The organism is Stenotrophomonas sp. GD03930, from assembly GCF_029839665.1.
GTDB classification, from domain to species: domain Bacteria; phylum Pseudomonadota; class Gammaproteobacteria; order Xanthomonadales; family Xanthomonadaceae; genus Stenotrophomonas; species Stenotrophomonas forensis.
In genome coordinates, this window is record NZ_JAOCAV010000005.1 from 44805 (window position 1) to 65059 (window position 20255).

General features: G+C 67.6%; 23 protein-coding genes. 14 read left to right on the plus strand and 9 right to left on the minus strand.

Annotated features, from left to right (window positions below; genetic code table 11):
• Window positions 1–66: 66 nt before the first annotated feature.
• Window positions 67–966 carry a LysR substrate-binding domain-containing protein gene (locus tag N5C18_RS20135; protein WP_279945490.1) on the plus strand — a complete coding sequence of 300 codons (900 nt, stop codon included), beginning with the start codon at window positions 67–69 and terminating at the stop codon, window positions 964–966.
• 13 nt (window positions 967–979) lie between these two features.
• Here the strand turns inward: N5C18_RS20135 and N5C18_RS20140 are convergent, their stop codons facing one another.
• The 3 genes from N5C18_RS20140 to N5C18_RS20150 form a co-directional block, all read right to left on the minus strand.
• Complete coding sequence (locus tag N5C18_RS20140) at window positions 980–1858, minus strand: LysR family transcriptional regulator (RefSeq protein ID WP_279945491.1); 879 nt, start codon at window positions 1856–1858, stop codon at window positions 980–982.
• A 38-nt stretch (window positions 1859–1896) separates the two neighbouring features.
• On the minus strand, window positions 1897–2733 hold the full coding sequence (locus N5C18_RS20145) for an SDR family NAD(P)-dependent oxidoreductase (protein WP_279945492.1): 837 nt from the start codon (window positions 2731–2733) through the stop codon (window positions 1897–1899).
• 201 nt (window positions 2734–2934) lie between these two features.
• Complete coding sequence (locus N5C18_RS20150) at window positions 2935–3798, minus strand: DMT family transporter (protein ID WP_053451252.1); 864 nt, start codon at window positions 3796–3798, stop codon at window positions 2935–2937.
• A gap of 132 nt (window positions 3799–3930) precedes the next feature.
• Here N5C18_RS20150 and N5C18_RS20155 point away from each other — a divergent pair, with 132 nt between their 5' ends.
• Window positions 3931–5310 (plus strand): PLP-dependent aminotransferase family protein, encoded by a 1380-nt coding sequence (locus N5C18_RS20155; RefSeq protein ID WP_180879662.1) that lies wholly within the window; start codon window positions 3931–3933, stop codon window positions 5308–5310.
• 78 nt (window positions 5311–5388) lie between these two features.
• Complete coding sequence (locus N5C18_RS20160; protein WP_271260609.1) at window positions 5389–6063, plus strand: methyltransferase; 675 nt, start codon at window positions 5389–5391, stop codon at window positions 6061–6063.
• 15 nt (window positions 6064–6078) lie between these two features.
• Here N5C18_RS20160 and smqnr read toward each other — a convergent pair whose 3' ends face one another.
• Window positions 6079–6726, minus strand: coding sequence for a SmQnr family pentapeptide repeat protein (smqnr, locus tag N5C18_RS20165; RefSeq protein WP_279945493.1), 648 nt, complete (start codon window positions 6724–6726; stop codon window positions 6079–6081).
• Between the two features lie 126 nt (window positions 6727–6852).
• Here smqnr and N5C18_RS20170 point away from each other — a divergent pair, with 126 nt between their 5' ends.
• Complete coding sequence (locus N5C18_RS20170; RefSeq protein WP_053508597.1) at window positions 6853–7629, plus strand: DeoR/GlpR family DNA-binding transcription regulator; 777 nt, start codon at window positions 6853–6855, stop codon at window positions 7627–7629.
• An 11-nt stretch (window positions 7630–7640) separates the two neighbouring features.
• Window positions 7641–8774, plus strand: a complete 1134-nt coding sequence (locus tag N5C18_RS20175; protein ID WP_279945494.1) for an MFS transporter — start codon at window positions 7641–7643, stop codon at window positions 8772–8774.
• 10 nt (window positions 8775–8784) lie between these two features.
• Here the strand turns inward: N5C18_RS20175 and N5C18_RS20180 are convergent, their stop codons facing one another.
• The 5 genes from N5C18_RS20180 to N5C18_RS20200 all read right to left on the minus strand — a co-directional run bounded on the left by N5C18_RS20180 (window position 8785) and on the right by N5C18_RS20200 (window position 13657).
• A complete protein-coding gene (locus N5C18_RS20180) occupies window positions 8785–10290 on the minus strand; it encodes a PepSY-associated TM helix domain-containing protein (RefSeq protein ID WP_279945495.1) in 1506 nt (501 codons plus the stop codon).
• Between the two features lie 11 nt (window positions 10291–10301).
• A complete protein-coding gene (locus N5C18_RS20185; protein WP_164240513.1) occupies window positions 10302–12440 on the minus strand; it encodes a TonB-dependent receptor in 2139 nt (712 codons plus the stop codon).
• A 128-nt stretch (window positions 12441–12568) separates the two neighbouring features.
• Window positions 12569–12955: a DUF2946 family protein gene (locus N5C18_RS20190; RefSeq protein WP_279945546.1), complete on the minus strand. Its 387-nt coding sequence runs from the start codon at window positions 12953–12955 to the stop codon at window positions 12569–12571.
• A gap of 211 nt (window positions 12956–13166) precedes the next feature.
• Window positions 13167–13421, minus strand: coding sequence for a hypothetical protein (locus tag N5C18_RS20195; RefSeq protein ID WP_053508608.1), 255 nt, complete (start codon window positions 13419–13421; stop codon window positions 13167–13169).
• 11 nt (window positions 13422–13432) lie between these two features.
• The gene (locus tag N5C18_RS20200; RefSeq protein WP_279945496.1) at window positions 13433–13657 is read right to left on the minus strand and encodes a hypothetical protein; all 225 of its coding nucleotides are present in this window, start codon (window positions 13655–13657) and stop codon (window positions 13433–13435) included.
• 480 nt (window positions 13658–14137) lie between these two features.
• Here N5C18_RS20200 and N5C18_RS20205 point away from each other — a divergent pair, with 480 nt between their 5' ends.
• From N5C18_RS20205 to N5C18_RS20245, 9 genes are all read left to right on the plus strand, one after another.
• Window positions 14138–16474 (plus strand): VapE domain-containing protein, encoded by a 2337-nt coding sequence (locus N5C18_RS20205; RefSeq protein WP_279945497.1) that lies wholly within the window; start codon window positions 14138–14140, stop codon window positions 16472–16474.
• 120 nt (window positions 16475–16594) lie between these two features.
• Window positions 16595–16822, plus strand: a complete 228-nt coding sequence (locus N5C18_RS20210; protein ID WP_053508613.1) for a hypothetical protein — start codon at window positions 16595–16597, stop codon at window positions 16820–16822.
• A gap of 40 nt (window positions 16823–16862) precedes the next feature.
• The gene (locus tag N5C18_RS20215) at window positions 16863–17414 is read left to right on the plus strand and encodes a hypothetical protein (protein WP_164240521.1); all 552 of its coding nucleotides are present in this window, start codon (window positions 16863–16865) and stop codon (window positions 17412–17414) included.
• Between the two features lie 151 nt (window positions 17415–17565).
• Complete coding sequence (locus N5C18_RS20220) at window positions 17566–17949, plus strand: hypothetical protein (RefSeq protein ID WP_053508617.1); 384 nt, start codon at window positions 17566–17568, stop codon at window positions 17947–17949.
• 352 nt (window positions 17950–18301) lie between these two features.
• Window positions 18302–18730: a Mor transcription activator family protein gene (locus tag N5C18_RS20225; protein WP_230078891.1), complete on the plus strand. Its 429-nt coding sequence runs from the start codon at window positions 18302–18304 to the stop codon at window positions 18728–18730.
• Window positions 18727–19077: a hypothetical protein gene (locus tag N5C18_RS20230; RefSeq protein WP_004154677.1), complete on the plus strand. Its 351-nt coding sequence runs from the start codon at window positions 18727–18729 to the stop codon at window positions 19075–19077. Before N5C18_RS20225 ends, N5C18_RS20230 begins: the two co-directional genes overlap by 4 nt.
• Window positions 19074–19559, plus strand: a complete 486-nt coding sequence (locus N5C18_RS20235; protein ID WP_279945498.1) for a glycoside hydrolase family 104 protein — start codon at window positions 19074–19076, stop codon at window positions 19557–19559. The genes N5C18_RS20230 and N5C18_RS20235 overlap by 4 nt, the downstream gene beginning before the upstream one ends.
• Window positions 19556–19933: a hypothetical protein gene (locus tag N5C18_RS20240; protein WP_053508624.1), complete on the plus strand. Its 378-nt coding sequence runs from the start codon at window positions 19556–19558 to the stop codon at window positions 19931–19933. The genes N5C18_RS20235 and N5C18_RS20240 overlap by 4 nt, the downstream gene beginning before the upstream one ends.
• Window positions 19917–20177, plus strand: a complete 261-nt coding sequence (locus N5C18_RS20245) for a hypothetical protein (RefSeq protein ID WP_279945499.1) — start codon at window positions 19917–19919, stop codon at window positions 20175–20177. The genes N5C18_RS20240 and N5C18_RS20245 overlap by 17 nt, the downstream gene beginning before the upstream one ends.
• Window positions 20178–20255: the final 78 nt, after the last annotated feature.

Genomic DNA, 20255 nt, shown 5'->3' on the forward strand with positions numbered 1-20255 from the left:
CGTTATTGATGAGAAACTGGCTCGATGGACGTTGATTGCGGCCTGATGTTCCGCAATCATGCCGGCATGGATTCCATCTCTGCCCTGCTCGCCTTCGTCCGCACTGCGGAGGCGGGCAGCATCGTCGGTGCCGCCCGCGTCCTCGGCCTGTCCGCGTCGGCGGTGGGCAAGCGCATCGCCCGCCTCGAGCAGGACCTGGGCACGCGCCTGTTCCATCGCACCACCCGCCGCGTACACCTCACCGATGAGGGCGATCTGCTCCTGCAACGCTGCCGGCGTGCCCTGGACGAGCTTTCCGAAGCACAGGCGGACCTGGCGCAGCGACAGCACGCGCCCAGTGGGCTGCTGCGCATCGGGCTGCCGACCATCGGCTATCGCTTCCTGCTGCCGGTGCTGCCCGGTTTCCAGCAGCGCTATCCGCAGGTGCAGCTGGAACTGGATTTCAATGACCGCATCGTCGATGTGGTCAGCGAAGGCCTCGACGCAGTGATACGCAGCGGTGCGCTGGCCGATTCCAGCCTGACCGCGCGGCGGCTGGGCGGGTTTCGTTTCATCCTCTGTGCGGCCCCCGGCTATCTGCACGCGCACGGCACGCCCGGTGATGTGAGCGAGCTGCGCATGCATGCCGCGCTGCGCTTCCGTTACCCGACCACCGGAAAGCTGCATCCGTGGCAGCTGCCGGGCGTCGAAGGCGATGCCGGAGCGGGCCTGCCGACGGCGATGACCTGCAACAACATGGAAGCCGTGCTGGCCGCTGCGATTGGTTGCATGGGCCTGGCCTGGATGCCTGACTTCCTTGCCGCTGACGCGCTGGACGATGGCCGCCTGCAACAGGTGCTGCCTACGCTGCCCACGCACCAGGGGCAGTTCTCGCTGCTATGGCCGGGTGGACGCCACCCCAGCGCGCGCCTGCGGGTATTCATCGACTACGCCGTGGCGCATCTGTTCCAGGGCGAACACGCCTAAGCGGCCGGCAGAATCAGCTCGCGTTCGCGGCGTCCAGGAAATTGCACAGCACCGGTGAAGGTTGCTCAGGGCGCACGCATAGCTGCAGGGCGAAGCGCGCTGCGTCGCCGGCCACCGTCCGGTAGACGATCTCCTGCGGACGGAAGCTGGCCATGCTGGCCGGTACGATTGCCACGCCCGCATCCACCGCCACCAGCGACAGCACTGCATGCATGCCCTGCGCCTCCTGAACCACGCGTGGAGTGAATCCCGCCGCGGTGCACAGGCCCAGCACCTGTGCGTGGAAGCCGATGCCCTCACCCGCCGGCCACGACACGAAGGGTTCATCGGCCAGCATCGCCACGCTCACTTCGGGCAATGCGGCCAATGCATGCGCACGCGGCAGCGCAATCGCCAGATGGTCGTGGTCGAAGTCGTGCAACTGTAGTTCGGCGGCAGGAATCGGTGGAATCAACACCCCCACGTCGATGCGCTGCTCTCTCAGCCACAGCTGCTGCTGGCGTGAGGTCGCCTCCTGCAGATGCAGGCGCACCTGCGGATACTGCTGGCGGAAGCGGCGGATCAAACCGGGAAGCCGACCGTACAGGGCGCTGCCGACATAGCCCACCTGCAGGCTGCCGCTCTGCCCGGCAGCGGCTTCACGGGTGCGCTGCAGCGCCTGTTCGGCCTGCTGCAGCGTCACGCGCGCTTCCACCAGCAAGGTCTGTCCGGCCACGGTCAGGCCCAGGGTACGGTTGCCGCGCACGATCAGTTCACTTCCGAGCTCGTCTTCCAGCCGTCGTATCGCCGCCGTCAGCGGCGGCTGCGACATGTGCAGGCGGGCGGCCGCGCGGTGGAAGTGCAGTTCTTCGGCCACGGCCACGAACTGGCGAAGCAGGCGCAGGTCGATCATCTCAATGCAGGCGGTGGGAACCCGGCTAGGGTACGCCCTCAGCTGCGCACGTCCACACTGGCGCGGGCGATGGCCGGCCACTGCAGGGCCACCGACTCGATGCTGTCGGCGCTGACCGCGCGCAGATCGCGCGGATATGCAACGTGTTCCGCTTCCTGCAGGCGCAATGCATGGAACTGGCCATTGCTTGCACGCAGTACCCACCCGCCGTCCTGGCAGCGCGTCGATGCCAGAAAGGCCACGCCGTGCGCGACTGCCTCCGGATGCAGCTCGTCCGGCTCGCCGTCGATGCCCCACATCCGCGTCTTGGCCACCGGCGAAACCGCATTGACCACGATGCCGTGCCCGGCACCTTCCAGTGCCAGCACATTGACCAGGCCGAGCGCGGCCAGCTTGCCCATCGCATAGGCGGAAAGGCCGCGCTGTGCGTACTGCGGATACAGCGCGCGATCGGAGGTGGTAATGACGATGCGGCCACCACCCGCCGCGCGCATTGCCGGCCACATTGCCTGTGCCAACCACAGGGGCGTCTTCGCGGCCAGGCACAGTATCCGCTCCATCGCATCGTCTTCGATGGCTTCCAACGCCTGGTACTCCACCCAGCCAGCGTTGTGGATCAGGAAGTCGATGTGGCCATGCTGCTGCAGCAGATCCTGCACCAGCGCGTGGCAACCGGCACGATGATCGATGGGATCACTGACGGCCTGCACCGATAGCCCACGCGCCCGCAACGCGTCGGCACTGTGCTGGATGCGCAGCGGATCGGTGCCACGACCATTGGTGCCGGCACCGACGTCGTGCATCACCACGTGCGTACCACGCTCGGCCAGCAGGCGACTGTAGGCCAGGCCCAGTCCACCGGCGGCACCGGTCACCAGCCCCACTTGGCCTTCAAAGGAAATTCGCGAAACAGGTTGCATCCGCACAGCTTCAACCACGGGCGGGGGCACCGGCCAATACCGTTGACCACACGCCACGATATGCCCGCGCTATCGCCAGAAAAGGGGACGGAGGGGATTAAGTCGCTTCCGGCACACCAGGGGCAATAGCGACTTAATCCCCTCCGTCCCCTTTTTCTAGCGGCTGAAGCGGCGCGCGCCGGCCACGCAGACCACCGCGCCCAGCGTTACCAGCACCATGCCGGCGCTGACCGATTCGTGCAGCAACAGCGCCGCCAACGCCAGGCCGAAGAATGGCTGCAGCAGCTGCAGCTGGCCGACCGCGGCGATTCCACCCTGCGCCAGCCCGCGGTACCAGAACAGGAAGCCGACCAGCATGCTGAACACCGCCACGTAGCCCAGTGCCCACCACGCAGGCGCGCCCACCGCGGCGAACGAGGCCGGGCGCATCACCACGCTCAGTGGCAGCATCACCGGCAACGCCAGCAGCAGCGCCCAGCTGATCACCTGCCAGCCGCCGAGATGGCGGGCCAGCCGGCCGCCTTCGGCATAGCCGAGCCCGCAGGCAAGGATCGCGGCCAGCATCAGCAGGTCGGCCTGCAGCGAGGCCTCGATGCCATTGCGCATCGCGTAGCCGACCACGCAGGCGCTGCCCAGCAGCGAGAACAACCAGAAGGCGGGGCGCGGCCGCTCGCCGCCGCGCAGCACCCCGAACAGTGCGGTACTCAGTGGCAGCAGGCCGACGAACACGATGGTGTGCGCCGATGACGCATGACGCAGCGCCAGCGCGGTCAGCAGCGGGAAACCGACCACCACGCCGAGGCTGACCACCACCAGCCCCGGCAGGTCACTGCGCCGCGGCCAGGGCTGGCGCAACAGCAGCAACAGGCCAAGGCCAAGCACTGCGGCGATGGTGGCGCGTGCGGCGGTGACGAACCCGGCGTCCAGTTCAAGCACCGCCAGGCGGGTGGCCGGCAACGAGCCGGCGAAGATCACCACACCGATGAAGCCATTGATCCAACCGCTCGCTGACCGTTCCACGCCTGTATTCCTGTCATGCCAGGCATCGCCCGGCGGAACCTGCATGGGAACATCCATCGCCGGGTCACCCCAGCTACAATCCAGTACAGTCGCAAGTAACTGTACTGCCCACACTTCCACTACAGTCCCTCCATGTCGCGTCCGCTCACCCGCATCGAATCAGTCATCCAGACCGTCCGCACCCGCATCAGCGCGCGCGTGGATGGCCCCGGTTCCCGCCTGCCGTCGGTGCGGGCGCAGGCGGCAGCGATGGGCGTATCGGTCTCCACCGTGGTCGAGGCTTACGAGCGCCTGGCGGCCGAAGGCGTGATCAGCGCGCGCGCGGGCTCTGGCTTCTACGTCAGTGGCCCGGCCGCACCGCTGGCGCTGGCCGCGATGGAGCCGCGGCTGGATCGCGTGGTGGACCCGCTGTGGGTATCGAGGCAATCGCTGGAAACGCCCGCGGGCCACCTCAAGCCGGGCTGCGGCTGGATGCCCAGCGACTGGCTGTACCAGGACGGCATGCGTCGTGGCCTGCGCCGGCTGGCACGTGTCGATGCATCGCAGCTGGTCGACTACGCCGGCCCGCTCGGTCTGCCCGCATTGCGCCAGTTGCTGCAGCGGCGCGCTGCTGCACTGGGCATCGACGCGCCGATGGAACAGATCCTGCTGACCGAATCGGGCACGCACGCGGTCGACCTGATCTGCCGCTTCCTGCTCAAGCCCGGCGACTGCGTGCTGGTGGATGACCCCAGCTACTTCAACTACCACGCGCTGCTGAAGGCACACCAGGTGCAGGCCGTAGGCGTGCCGTACACCCACACCGGGCCGGACCTTGATGCGTTTGCGCAGGCGCTGCAGGCACATTCGCCGCGGCTGTACATCACCAATTCGGGCCTGCACAACCCGACCGGCGCCGTGCTTTCCGCCAGCACCGCTCACCGCCTGCTGGGCCTGGCCGAGCACAGCGAACTGGTCATCGTCGAGGACGACATCTTCGCCGACTTCGAGCTGCATCCCGCCCCCCGGCTTGCCGCGCTGGATGGTCTGTCGCGGGTGATCCACGTCGGCAGTTTTTCCAAGACGCTGTCGGCGGCCTCACGCTGCGGCTATATCGCGGCGCGCCACGACTGGATCGACGCGCTGACCGACCTGAAGCTGGCAACCAGCTTCGGCGGCGGCCATCTGGCGATGCAGCTGATGCACATCGCGCTGACCGACAGTGGTTATCGTCGCCACATGCAGTCAGTACGTTCCCGCCTGGCCGATGCACGCCGGCATGCGCTGCGGAAACTGCACGCGCTGGGCATCACCCCGTGGCTGCAGCCCGAAGCCGGCCTGTTCCTGTGGTGCCAGCTGCCCGATGGCCGCGACGCCGCGGCCCTGGCGCGGCACTGCCTGCGCCAGGGCATCGTGCTGGCACCGGGCAACGCCTTCAGCCAATCGCAGCGCGCGGCCGACTATCTGCGCTTCAATGTCTCGCAATGCCAGGACCCGCGCATCTGGCAGGTGTTGGCGCAGGCCTTGCGCTGAGCGCGATGCCGGTGCCCTGCGGCACCGGCACTTGCATGCCACGGTACAGTGGTAGTTCCCCGTTGCAGGAGTGCCCGCATGTCGTCGTTCTCCGATCCGCAGGCCGTGGCCCGCTATGCCGAGGGCCCGTTGCGCCAGGTGCCGGGCTACCTCGCCCTGCAGCAGATGAGTCGCCTGCTGCTGGCCGAACGGGTCCCCGTGCAGGGGCGCGTGCTGGTGCTGGGCGCCGGTGGCGGCCTGGAGCTGAAAGCCTTTGCCGAGGCACAACCGGGCTGGCAGCTGCTGGGCGTGGACCCGGCCGCACCGATGCTGGCCCTGGCCGAGCAGACGCTGGGCCCGTTGAACGCACGCGTTGAGCTGCTGGAAGGCTACATCGACGATGCCCCGGACGTGCGCTTCGACGGCGCCAGCTGCCTGCTGACCCTGCACTTCCTCGACGCCACGCAACGCCTGCATACGCTGCGCGAACTGCACAAGCGGCTGCGCACGGGTGCCCCCCTGGTGGTCGCCCACCACAGCGTGCCGCAGGACCCGTCCGGCAAGCTGCGCTGGCTGCAGCGCTACGCGGCGTTTGCCGAAGCCTCTGGCGTTGCGCGCGTGGATGCACAGCGCGCGATCGAAGCCATTGCCGAGCGGCTGCCGTTGCTGCCGCCCGAACAGGAGGTCGCGCTGCTGCAGGAGGCCGGCTTCGACGACGTGGAACTGTTCTACGCCGGCTTCAGCTTCAAGGGCTGGGTGGCGTACGCGACGTGATGCACCCGGACCGGATCACGGCACCACGGTGATGCCGATGCGCTGCATCAACAGCGCCACCTGCTGCACGTCCAATGTCGCGCCGCGCAGATTGGTGGTGCGCAGGTCCAGCTCGCCAAGCTCGGAGTTGGTCAGGTCGCAATCAGTGAAATTGGCGCTGTTCCAGTCGATGCCCTCGAACTGGCCACCGGACAGGTCCGAGCCAGAGAAACTGGCGCCGCTCACATTGGCGCCGTCCCAGCGGTTCTCCCACAGCTCGCACTTTTCCAGCGTCACCCGCGAGAAATTGGCGTAGCGCAGGTTCGACTTCTTGATGAAGCCGCTGCAGAACCCACTGCGCGTGGTGATCTGGTTCATGAAGCTGGCGTTGCTGAAGTCCGCGCCCTGCGCGCGGCATTCGCTGATCTCCAGGCCCAGTGCCTTGATGAAGTTGAAGTGGCACATGCTGATGTCACAGCCACGGAAGCTGGCTTCCTTCAGCGTGGCGCCGTTGAAGCGGCAACCGCTGCGGCTGTCGGCGTCGTAGAAGCTGCAGTTGATGAACTCGGTCGCGGTCAGGTCCGCGCCGGAAAAATCGCATTGCTGGAACTGCTGGTCGACCACTTTCTGGCCGGTGTACTGGTCGGCGCCGATGCGCAGCTTGTGGTGAATGGTGGGGGACATCAGGGATTCCATGCCAGGGAGCGCGGCCATGATGCCGGGCAAGCGCCGTATTCCCAACCCCGCCAGCGTCGCGGAACACTATTCCGGATGTTGCACGTTAATGCACGCTCATGCATGATTCCCGGTATGAGCTCCGATCCCAGCCCCCTTCCCGCCCAGCGGACCCAGCAGATCCTTGAGGAACTGCGCCAGCAGGGCCGCGTAGTGGCCGCCGACCTGGCGCGCCGCTATGCCGTCTCTGAAGATTCGATCCGCCGCGACCTCCGCGAGCTGGCGGCGCAGGGCCTGTGCCAGCGCGTCTACGGCGGTGCCGTGCTGCCGCCGCCGAAGGAACGCCCACTGCGCGAACGCCTGACCCGCGATCGCGGCGACAAGGCAGAACTGGCCGCGCGCGTCTGCGCGCTGCTGCAGCCCGGCCAGGTGGTATTGCTCGATGCCGGGTCGACCAACCTGGCCATCGCCCAGCAGCTGCCCGCCGCGTTGGGATTGACGCTGATCACCAACGCGCCGCAGATCGCCACCGCCGCCAGCGTGCATGAAGGCACCGCCGTGCAGCTGATCGGCGGCCGCCTGGCCAGCGGTGGCGGCGCGGTCGGTGCCGAAGCGCTGGCCCAGGTGCAGCGCCTGCGCGCCGATGTGTACCTGCCGGGCCCGTGCGCGGTGGACGGCGACACCGGCGTGTGGGCGATGGATTCGGAAGAAGCCACGCTGAAGCGCGCAATGGTGGCGTGCAGCAGCCGCGTCATCGTCGCTGCCACCACTGAAAAGCTCGGCGCGCGTGGCAACTGGCAGATCGCCAGCCTCGACGAGATCGACGATCTGGTGCTGACCACGTCGGCGCCTCCCGCACTGGCCGCGCGCTTCCGTGCCGCCGGCATCACAGTGCATCCCACCCTGCCCTGACCGAACCGCCCATGCCTATTTCCAACCGCGCGCGTGCCGAACAGCACGCGACCCGCGCTGCGTTCTTCATCCCCGGCTTCGCTACCGCGTTGTGGGCCACGCTGGTGCCCTTCGCCAAGTCACGCACGGACATCAACGATGCCACGCTGGGCCTGGTGCTGCTCTGCCTGGGCGCCGGTTCGCTGCTGGCGATGCCGCTGTCCGGCGTGCTCGCCGCGCGCCTGGGCTGCCGTCGGGTGATGGTGGCCAGCACGTTGCTGATCTGCCTCAGCGTGCCAGGGCTGGTGTTGGCCGACACGGCCTGGCTGCTGGGACTGGTGTTGTTCGTGTTCGGTGCCGCGGTGGGGGCGATGGACTGCACGATGAACGTGCAGGCGGTGATCGTCGAGCGCGAAGCCCGGCGCGTGATGATGTCCGGCTTCCATGCCTTCTTCAGCATCGGCGGGTTCCTTGGTGCGGCCACCATGACCGTACTGCTCAGCGCACAGCTGCCACCGTTGGCGTCGGTGCTTGTCGGCGTGGGCGCCATGCTGCTGGTGATGCTGTTGTCGGCGTCATACTGGCACCGCGAGCGCATGCCGCATGACACGCCGATGCTGGCGATGCCTCACGGCGTGGTGCTGTTCATCGGCGTTCTGGCTTTCATCGCCTTCCTTGGCGAAGGCGCGATGCTGGACTGGAGCGCGGTGTTCCTCAGCGACGTACGTCGTGTCGACGCCAGCCTTGCCGGCATCGGCTATGTGACCTTCACCCTGACCATGACCGTCGCCCGCCTGTTCGGCGATGCGCTGGTGGCACGCGTCGGTCGCCAGCGCGCGATCGTGTTCGGCGCCCTGCTCGCCGCCAGCGGCGTGCTGGTGCTGACCCTGGTCACGCCCTGGCAGGCATCCCTGCTCGGCTATGTGCTTGTGGGCCTGGGTTGCGCCAACATCGCACCGGCCCTGTTCTCGCTGGCCGGCCACCAGACCCGCATGCCGGGTGCACTGGCGATTACAGCGGTGTCCACGCTTGGCTTCGCCGGCATCCTTGCGGGCCCGGCACTGATCGGCTTCGCCGCCAATCACTTCGGCCTGATCGCCGCGTTCATCGGCGTGGCGACCGCCCTGTTGCTGGTGGCGCTGTCCACGCGCTGGCTGCGGGTGTGATCGTGCCGGATCAGCGCCGCCGGCGTCGCAGCGTCATCCGCAACCGGCGGTAACCGATCACCGTGGCCGTCGCGCACAGCGCGGTACCCGCCAGGCTCAGCAGCAACAATACGCCCAGTCGCGCGATGTCCTGCCGCAGCATCGCTGGCAGGTCCCAGCTGTGCAGGAAGTAGAACAGCCAGCGTCCTACCCGCTCGCGGTGCCCCATCGTCAACAGCGGGTCACCGCTGGCCAGGTCGAGGTAGACACGCGTCGCCTCGTCATCATCGAAGTCGGCAACTGCCACCGGAAAGCGGCGCACGGCCGCACCATTCATGGCCTCGGGCGCGCGCGGATAGAAATAGGCATCAGGCGACTGCAGGACGCGGAAGTCCTGCAGCGGCGCATCCGACATCAGGCCTGCCTGCTGCTGCAGGCGCGCAGCAGGCAACTGGCGCGCGACCTGTAGCCGCCCGTCCACATTGGACACGATGCGGGTATCGCCCTGCCCGTCCAGCAACAGCGCGAACAGCTCGCCACCGATGCGACGCCACTGGATTTCCACCGGCCGGAACCGCGCGTCGCCGGCCACCGCCAGCAACGCCGACGGTTCGGCCAGCGCCCCATCCACCGCCACCCTGTCTCCGCGGTAACGGTCGGCATTGATCGCATTGCGGGTGCCGCTGAACACGCCCAGCGGATTCATCGACATCAAGCCGCTGAAGATCCAGGTGAACACGAAGGCAGCAGCGACCAACCCGATCAGGTGGTGCCAGCGCATCCAGGGTTCGACATACGGCGTCTTCGCGCCGGAGCGGTAGTGCCCGCGAAAACGCCAGCGCCACATGCCAACCACGATGCCGCTGATCGCCGCCACCGTGCACAGCGCAGACAGCACGATCACCACCCACGTCCATACAGGATCCACCGATTGCATGCGCAGGAAATACAGCCAGTGCAGCCACGCGCCCACATAGTTCCAGCGCTGCTGCGCATGCGGTGCATCCAGCACCACCTCGCCCGTGTGCGAGGACACGTAGAGGTCCCCAGGTTGGGTACCGCCCACCTCCACCCGGTACAGCGGCCGATGCGCATCCAGCGCGCGCGAGTGCGTCCAGCGATCCTCATCCACACGCATTGCGCCGACGAACGCCTGCCCGCCGGCGAACTGCGCGGCCGACGCTTCAGCTTGCCGTGCCGACACGGGCAGCAGCGCCTGGCCTGTCCGCGCCGACCACGCACCGACGTTGCTGCCGCTGCGCACCACATAGGTGGGTTCGCCACGCAGCGTGGTCAGCGCCACGGCTTCCGGCTCGGCCTGTACAGCGTATGGCAGCGCCGACAGCCCTCGCCAATCGACGGCATCACCCAGCACCGGCAACGCCGCCAGGCGCTCACCGGGTGTCAGCTTTGGATAGCCGATGAACAGCATCACCATGCCGCTGACGAACCACAGCAACATCAACAGGCATCCTCCGACGCCCAGCCAGCGATGCACCAGGTAGGTCCAGCGCTTGGCGGTGGAACGCAGCGACATGGCCCTTGCCCTCAGAAGCGATGATCGACGGTGAATTCGACGCGCCGGTCCGCACCCAACAACCACTGTGTACTGGTGTAGTACGCGGTGGCGTAGTACGCCTTGTCGAACACATTGAACACGCGTGCAGTCACCCGCGTCCGCGGCGCGGCCTGCCAGGACAACGCCAGGTCGGTGGTGCTGTAGCCCGGCAGCTCCAGCGTGTTGGCGTTGTCGGCGTAGCGCTTGCCGACGTAGCGCGCGCCGCCGGCCAGGGTCCAGTCGGGCAGGAACTGCCAGCTCAACCACACGTTGGCCAGGCGTTCGGCCACATTCGGCGGCACATTGCCGTCGCGCGAGACCAGCACCGGCGGCGTCCCCGCGGTTTCCAGGAAGTCCTCGAACTCGGCCTTCAGCACCGTCGCGTTGGCATCGAGCGACCACTGCGGCGCGAAGTTCCAGTTCAACGAAGCCTCGATGCCACGCGAAGTCTGCGCGCCGATCTGCACGCGGCGGTCAGGCTGCAGCGGGTCGCGGCTGAGCAGACCGGTCTTGCGGATGCGGTAGGCGGCCAGCGTCCACTCGCCACCGTCGAAGGCCTGCTTCATGCCCACCTCGAACTGCCGGCCCTTGGCCAGGTCGAACGCCCCGTTGGCCGGGCTGATCATCAGCAGGCCGCTGACCGGGTCCGCTGCCTGCGAATACTGCGCGTACAGGTTCAGCGTCGGGCGCAGCGCAAACACCGTGCCCGCGCGCCACCCGGTGCTGCTGTAGGTCTTCGAGAGCACACGCTCGCCGCCTATCAGATCGGTGCGATCGATGCCGGCACGATCGTGGCGCAGCCCGCCCAGCACCGACCAGCGCTCACCCAGTGCCAGCCGGTCTTCCACGAACAGCGCGTACTGCTCGGCGCGGTTGCGGTAGCGCGGCAGGTTCGGCGCATCGCTGACGAACGTGCCGGGCACCGGATGGAACGGATCGACCGGGCCCGAACTGCCGGCATAGGTGTTGTTGGTGTGCTTGAAGTGCGCACGGTTGGCATCCAGTCCCACCGCGAAACTGTTCGCCAGGCCGCCCACCTCACCCTGCACGCGCAGCGTCGAGGTCAACCCGGTCTGGTCCTGGTTGTGGGTGATCCGGGTGTTGCCGGACCGATCAACCAGGCCGGTGCGTGGGTTGTAGACATAGGCCTCGGCGTTGCGCCAGTCGCGCTGGCTGTTGATCTGGTAGACGCGGGTGCGCCATTCGACGTTCGCCGTGGGCGTCCACAGCGCGTCGAGCTGGGTCCAGCGGTCACGGAAGCGGATCTGGCTGTCTTCCACGTTGAAGTTGCGGTGGCGCAGCGCGTCCAGCTGGCGACCGTCGATCAACGGCGTGCCGAAGTAGCGCATCGGCCTCTGCTGGCCCTGCGCATGGGTGAGGGTCAGCTGCAGGTCATTGCGCGGCTGCCACAACAGCGCACCGGAGAAGGTGGCGTCGCTGTTGCGCCCGCGGTCGACCCACCCCGCGCTGTAATTGCCACTCATGTCCAGCCGGTACGCCAGCGCCGGAGTCAGCGCGCCGCCGCTGCCGAATCCAAGGCGCGCGGTGTCCTCGCTGCCGACGGTCACGCTGACTTCGTTCTCGATGGCGCCGCGCGAGGGCTTCTTCGGCACGATGTTGATGACCCCGCCGATCGCGCCGTCGCCATGGATCACCGAGGCCGGCCCACGCAGCACTTCGATGCGCTCGATCGACCAGGTATCGAACGGGAAGGTGATGCCCACGCCCCCGTACTGGCGCAGCCCGTCATACAACCGCATCACCGACGCCCCATCGGTGAAACCACGGCTGGACAGCGCACTCAGCCCGTTGCCGGGATGCGGCATGGCGCTGATCGCACCTGCGCGGCTGATCGCATCGTTGAGGTTGGTATCGCCGCGCTGCTCCAGCTGGTCGCGGCTGATGACGGTGAGCGCGGCCGGCGTCTGCAGCACGCTCAGGCCCAGCGCGGAACCGGCGCTGGCGGAGGAGGACAGCTCGCCGCTGCGGGTATCCACCACGCGCACGGTATCCAGCGTGGTGGGAGGCGCCGTATCGGCGGCAAGGGCAGGCGCCGCCTGCAGAAGCCAGGCACACAGCGCAGGCAGCAGCGCCCGGCACAGGCACGCGGAGTTGGGGTTGGTTTTCATTGGGTCACGGCATGCAAGGCCACCCCGCATTGCAGGGCAGCAATCAGAAAGGGATAGGCACGCGCGTGCGGGCACCGGCCGTGGCCGGCAGCCTCATGGCAGGAAGATCACTGCAGCGCGCGTGCGGCTCAGGCGGTCCTGAGGACCGGTGGCCCACGCGCTCCCAGGGTACCGCTGATCCGTTGCGGCAGGGCCTGCACCGCCCCGCGCAGCGCGCGGCAGACCGGCGTCATCGGTGCCAGCAGCAGCAACGCTGCCACCAGCAGGGTGATCATCCGCGCGGCGATCAGGCAGTAGTCGCAGTCCACGCTCATCTCATGATCGGCATGGGGGTCGGCAGCAGGCTTCGGTGCCGCTTCGCCGTGCGGCATCGCCATCGCATGATGGTCGTGGTGGCCGTCCATCGCATGCTGTGCGTGCAGGCTGTGGTCCATCGCCGCCACCGTTGCGCTGGCCGCAACGTGGCCATGCGCCAGCCAGCGGCTCACCAGCGGGGCGAGCAGCACCAGCAGCATGGCAAGCCATGCCAGGGCCTGGAACCGGCGGTGGAGAACAGAACGGCGCACGCGGCCATTCTACGGGGCCTCGCCCAACCTTGGACCACGTTCAGGGTTGCTGCACAGGCGGTGCGACGTTATGACGCAGCCCCCGCCGTGCAGCGCGCTGCGTACTCCGGTGGGGACGGAAGGCGACCACACCGGCCCCTTCCGCCCCCACGCGGCAACGCTAGAACCGGGCGGGCTGCCGCACCGCGCGTTCCAGGAACATCACGCCCACCTGCAGGCTGTTGCGGGCGTTCTCCAACCAGCGCTCCGGATCGGCGACCGCGAATCGCTCCTGCGCATCCACGTCACCCGAATCGGCCAGATCGGCCAACTGCAGATGGATGTGGTTCTCCACCAGGCTAACCAGCACGGCGAGCTCGGCCGACACTGCGGCGATGCGTTCGGTGAAGCCAGCGTCGTTGCTGTTCAGAGACATGTCCCCTGTTCCTATGCGTTGCGGTGTTGATGGATGGCTTCGTAGCGCTCGGCACAGGCAGGCCCACAGAACAGCCTGGCCGGATCGTTGTCGAAGTCTTCGCTGCAGTCCGGGTTGTGGCATTCCCCAATGGGCGTGAGAGGGGCAACAGTGCGGGCCCGCGTTGCGTGCTGGACCAATGCATGTTGCAGATGGCGCGCTTCCAGTTCCTGCGCTTCGTCGATGGTGTCCGTCATGCAGGCTGTATTTTATCGGGGGGTGGTCGCACCGATTGAGAACGCCACAACGGCGGTGGACGAGACGCGTCCGTAATCGGATCGGCTTTCGTTGTTGCAGTGGATTTCAGGCATGCAGGCTCCTTGTGTATGGGCGCCCGGAAGGGCGGAAGGCGAGTCGGAAGGCCGTATCTGACGGCAACGGCATCATCGGAAAAACGGTTCTCGCCAACTGCGACACGCCGCCGCAGAAGCGACAATCTGCGAAGGTCATCGCAGATCCCTGGAGTACCGGGCTGCGACGCCGGGGTCAGGGATGCAAGGTGACGTAAGGTGTTGCAAAAGAGAGGTCGTTCCGACACCATGGCCGCATCACCGCCTCCCCTCTGCGGCTGACCCTGCCGCGTCGGCCGGTCGCCACGTGCACTGCGCCCGGCATGAATCACGCTGCGCATCGACAGGCTGCGGTGAACCGGACCACGCTTCAAGGGGCTTCGCCGAATGCACACATCGCACCCAGCGCAGGACGTCGTTCCCGCGTTCCTGCAGGTCATGCACGCACATGGCATCGTGCCGGACGCCCGCGGGCGCGAGGCACTCAATGCCGACGGCATGCTGGTGCGCTTCCATGTGGAGGGTGACCGCCCCGGCACACGCAATGGGTGGGCCGTACTGTTCGGCGACCAGGTACCGGCAGGCGAGTTCGGCAGCTGGCGCACCGGCACCCGTCATGCCTGGTGCGCGAAGTCACCCGGCACGCTCAGCGCCGCCGAACAGCGCGCCATCCGCCACCGCCAGGAGGCGGCCCGTGCCGAACGCGAGCAGCAGCAGCGCGAGCGCGAGGAGGCCGCCGCCAAGGCCGCCAATGTCCTGTGGAACCGCGCCGTACCGGCGGACGGCAGCCATCCCTATCTGGTGCGCAAGGGCATCCCTGCGCATGGCCTGCGCGTGGCGCCGTGGCCGGTACGCAACAGCGACGGCCTGGTCTTCCGCCACATCGACAACACGCTGCTGGTGCCGGTGATGAATGCTGCCGGTCGGATCGTTTCGCTGCAGGCGATCTTTCCGCGCATGGAACACGCACTGGGACGCGACAAGGACTTCCTGTCCGGTGGCCGCAAACAGGGGTGCTTTCACGTCATCGGCAAACCGCTCGCTGCACAGCCGATCGCCATCGCCGAGGGCTATGCCACCGCCGCCTCCATCCATCAGGCCACCGGTTGGTGCGTGGTGATCGCCTGGGATGCCGGCAACCTCGCCGCGGTCGCCCGCGCCTGGCGCAGCGCCGTGCCCGACGGTGTGTTCGTGCTCTGCGCGGACAACGATCAATGGACCCGGCAGCCCGTGGACAATCCCGGCGTCACCCAGGCAACGCGCGCCGCTGCGGAGATCGATGCACGCGTAGCATGGCCCGAGTTCTCCGCAGTGCACGGTGACAGTGACCGCCCCACCGACTTCAACGACCTGCATCTGCGCGAGGGGCTCGAGGCAGTCCGCGCCCAGCTCCTGCCACCGCCAGCCGCCGTGGTGGAAGATGACACGGCCGGCGACGTCGCACCTTCGGCAGCCAGCGCGAGCTATCAGGTGCCTGGCAACCTGTCCGCATTCGATGCCTTCACGCCCTTTCCCGATACCAGCACGCGCGGCCGCCCATTGCCCACAGCGCGCAATCTGGCCGAACTGTGCCGGCGCACCGGCGTGACCGTGCGCTACAACGTCATCCGCAAGGACCTGGAGATCCTGGTGCCGGGCCTGCAGAGCACGGTGGACAATGCCAAGGAAGTGGCTGCCGGTGAAGTGATGGACTGCATGCACCGCGCTGGCATGACCACCGCCAGCTTCGAAACCAACCTGTGCCAGGTGGCCGAAGCCAACCCCTACAATCCGGTCGCCAGCTGGATCACCTCACGCCCGTGGGATGGCCAGTCCCGCCTGCAGGCCTTCTTCGATACGGTGCAGGAAGCGCAGCCCACCCGCATGGCCGACGGGCGCATCCTGAAGGAAGTACTGATGCGACGCTGGCTGGTCTCCGGCGTGGCGGCGGCCTTTGAACCGGATGGCGTGGTGGCGCGGGGTGTGCTGACGTTCGTCTCGAAGCAGAATCTGGGCAAGACACGCTGGGCCCGGCAGCTGGCACCGCCGGAACTGCAGCTGATCGCCGACGGCGTGGTGCTCGATCCGGCCAACAAGGACAGCGTCAAGCAGGTCATCTCCAAGTGGATCGTCGAACTGGGTGAAGTGGATGCCACCTTCCGCCGCACCGATATCGCCGCGCTGAAATCGTTCATCTCGCGCAGCCATGATGAGATCCGCCGTCCATACGCGCGCAACGAGTCGCGCTACGCGCGCCGGACCATCCTGTTTGCCAGTGTCAATGACGAGCGCTTCCTGCGCGACGCGACCGGCAACACGCGCTGGTGGACCGTGCATGCCGTGGCACTGGGCGAACCGGCGCGCATCGACATGCAGCAGGTGTGGTCCGAGGCCCATGCGCTGTACCGCAACGGCGAGACCTGGCACCTGTCCGGTGAGGAGCTGGATGCGCTGAATGCCACCAACAGCGAGCACGAACCGATCTCGCCGATTGCCGAACTGATCGACCGCCGTTTCGACTGGTCGCTGCCGACCGAGCACTGGAACGCACACTACCGCGCCACCGAGATCGTCATTGCCGCAGGCATCGACAAGCCGAACCGCCGCGATGTCAACGAGGCGGCCGCCTATGTGGTCAAGCGCCATGGCGTACGCACCCGCGTGGTCGGCAAGGAGCGGGCCAAGGTCTGGCTGATGCCGCCGCGCAGGCTCAACCTCGGCGAGCAGGCGGCAGGCCCGTTCTGATGCCGGGCGCCCACCGGCCGCACCAACCAAGATGTAAGTAGATGAAAGGTGTTGACTAGAGGGGCCCAGGAAGGCAAGATGCCTGTATCGGCCACGCCACCTTCCAGGAGCGCTTGCGTCATGCCTCGTCCCCAACTTCATGCCTTCGAAGGCGAGCAGCTGACCGTGCGGCAGATCCACCAGCGGGTACCGGTGCTGTCCGAACGGACCATCCGCGATCACCTTGCCGCTGGCCGTCGTACCCGCACTGCCATGCTGTGCTTTGACCCTGTCGCGGCCGCTGCCCGCGGAGGGCGCATCACCCAGCGCCTGCTGCGTGCGCGCGGTGGTGCCGGTCGCGATTCCTGACCGCCGCCACCCACCGTCTTCTTCCAGGAATAGATTCCGCATGATTCCCGCCTCCCTCGACAGCGGCCATCGCATGATCGCCGACACTCTGGCCGCATTCCGTGCCGGCCCCGCCCTGCGCCGCACTCGGCTGCGGCCTGCCCCGCAGGCAGCCGGTCCGCTCTACATCGGCATCGCCGGCGCCAAGCATGCGGGCAAGGACACCCTGGCCAATGGACTGGCCTCGGCACTGGCGTTGCCCTGCGACAGCTTTGCGGCACCGCTGCGGGCGCTGGCTCAGCTCATCCCTCAGCAGCTGATGCAGAGCGCCGGAACCGGATCGGGGCGTGATTGCATCCTCCCCGAACTGCGGGTGCGCGCGTTGTTCGCACGCCTGCCTGCAGGCGGACTGGTGCCGGATGTGCGCTTGGCCGATGAAGCCCGCGCGATCCGCCGCCGTGGCGGTGTCGTGATCCGCGTCAGCCGTCCGGGCCATGCCAGCGAACAGGCCTTGCCGGACCATCTGGTCGACATCGAAGTAAACAATGACGGCACCCCGGCCGATCTGGTGCGCAGGACGCTGGACCAGCTGCTGTCGCGCGGCGTGATCTGAACGCGGCACGGGGCCGTGTGATCTCTCTTCCCACTCATCCGAGCGCAGGTCGTGGCCCATCATCGGCGAAAATGATGTAAGGTCGCCTCATCACCGACGACACCTGTCGTCACCCTGCATCCCCCAATCATTTTCGCAGAGAGGAAACCCCATGGAGGTCGAACAGTTCGCGTCGACGCGCCTCAAGGCCATCGAATTGTTCAAGTCCCAGCCCAAGGGTGGCAAGGACATCGTGAGCCTGGATGCGATCTTCATCTCGCTGTGCTCGCAGGCCTGCACCCAGGCGGGCGATGGCAGCACGACGCAGGCCCGTACCGTGGCCCGCCCCGGCAGGCAGCAGCCGCCCGCACCGTGGTTCACCGAAACCCTGGCCGCCCTGAAGGGCAAGGGTGAATCGATCACCGTGGCGCGCTTCCTGATGTTCGCCAACCGCTTTCCGGTCAAGCGCATGGATCAGGTCAATGCGGCGCGCTGGCTGCGCGACGCCGGCTACATCCCCCGCAAGACCGGCGGCAACCTGGTGTTCGACCTCTGATCCAGCCCCACCTGCAGCCCTGAAGCCCCGGCATCGTCCGGGGCTTTTTTGTTTCCGGGCCTGCGCCCGGACGTGAGGGCGGGCAACAAGGCCATCCTCACCCCATACCTGCCGGATTCCCCTTGACCTGCCTCTGTTTCCACACGGTGAGGACAGCGAGTACAGGAATACGGAAAACAGCCGCGGCAACGACAACCCGGCGAGAGCCACCGCAGGCATCCGCAGCGCTGTCCTCACCGGTGCTCAGGCTCACTGAATGCCTTCAGCACGTAATTTCGAAAGTAGATGAAAGGTGTTGACCGGAAGGGCGGGAGGGCAACAGTGGAGATCAATGCCACTGACGACACTCCTCATGAACGCCCTGCCCGACAGCATCCAGACCCTCGCCGAGGTCATCGGCGAATCCGCAGCCCTCACGCTGGTGCGTGCATGGCCGCCGACCACCTCCAGCACCACCGGCCGCCACCGCGTCATCGTCTACGTGCCGTCCACCCTGCCCGACCAGCACCGGCTGATCGACATCCTCGGCTACGACGTCGCCCAGCGGCTGGTCGCGCACTTCGGTGGCGAACTGCTGTTCCTGGCCTCCTGCTTCGCTGCCGGTGCGCAGCAGCGCCGCGAACGCATCGCACGTGCCGTTGCCAGCGGCATGCCACGCGACCACGTCGCGCGTGAGTTCGGTGTCTCGCAGACCACCATCAAGCGCGCCCTGCGCGATGCCCGCTCCGCGCCACCGCCTGCGGTCCATCCGGCCCTGCTCAAGGGATACGCACGCGCATGAACGAGAGCGACCTGCTGGCCGGCGTACCCGACTGGGCCAAATACCTGGGCGGTACCTCCGGCGTACTGATCGCGGTGTCGCTGTGGCTGCGCCAATGGCTGTCGTCGGCCAAGGTCGACCGCACCGCCGATGAAGCCACCAGCAACACCCTGCGCACCCTGCAGGAGCAACTTGCCGCCGAGCGCACCCGCGCCGATGGCCTGATGCACGAACGCGAGGCGATGGCGCAGGAGATCGGGCAACTGCGTGGCGAGGTCAACGCCCTGCGTGCACAGATCGCCCAGCAGAGCGTGCAGATAGACGCGCTGCTGGCACTGGTGCGCAAGCAGCCGGAGGCGGCCGCATGACCGCCGCCGCAGCCAGCGCACTCGGCGGTGCCAACGTGGCCGCGTTCCTCGACATGCTGGCCGTGTCCGAAGGTACCGACATTGCCAGCCAGCGCTCGCGTGACCGCGGCTACGACGTGATCGTGGGGGGCCAGCTGTTCAACGACTACCGCGACCATCCCCGCGTCCTGGTGTCGCTGCCGCGCTATGGCATCAAATCCAGCGCCGCCGGCCGTTACCAGTTCCTGCGCAGTACCTGGGACGACCTGCACGCACGCCTGGGCCTGCCCGACTTCGGCCCGGTCTCGCAGGATCGCGCCGCGGTCGCCCTGCTCAAGCAATGCGGTGCCTACGAGCTGGTCCGGCTGGGACGATTCGACGCCGCCGTCAGCGCGGCACGGCGCATCTGGGCATCGCTGCCGGGCGCCGGGTATGGGCAGAAGGAACACGCACTGGAAACGCTGCGCGCTGCCTATCGCGCCGCGGGTGGAGCCCTGGCATGACCCCACTCGCGCTGAGGCTGCGCGTCGGCCTGCTGCTGCTCGTCGGCAGCCATGCCGGCTGCGCCTGGCTGGGGTGGACCCTGCGGGACCGCAGCGCGGACCTGGCCGTTGCCAGCGCCCAGGCCGCACAGCAGGCATCCCGCGCTGATACGGCGCAGGCCGCACATCAGCAGGACCTCGCCAATGCCCGGGCCGGCGCCCGCGCCGAATCACAGCGCCTGGCCACGCAGGCCGAGCGCACCCAGCAGTTCAACGCCCTGCAACGGGACATCGACACCCATGCCAAGACTCCTGGCCGCGATCGCGGCGACGCTGATGCTGAGTTCGTGCGCATCTGGCGCGAAGCCAACGCCGGCCATGCCCTGCCACGTTGACATCAGCATCGCACCGGCACAGTTGCAGACACCCCCTGAGTTGCCGGACCTGCAGGGCGCCGACGACGATGCGCTGCTGCGCAACCACGTCGCCGTCGCGCGCCGATACCACGAACTCGCCGACCAGCTGCGGGCGCTGTTGTGCAGCCTTGGCAACCAGCGCGGTTTCACCATCAACGGTGCGTTGCCGGTCGCGCCTGCCAGCTGCGGCGCTGCAGCCGGCGCCAGCAGGACCCTGCCCTGACCCCGCCGCTCGCGGTCACGCCTGCAATGCCGCCCACCTCCGGTGATGGCAACACTGGCTGCAGACCGCATGGGCCGC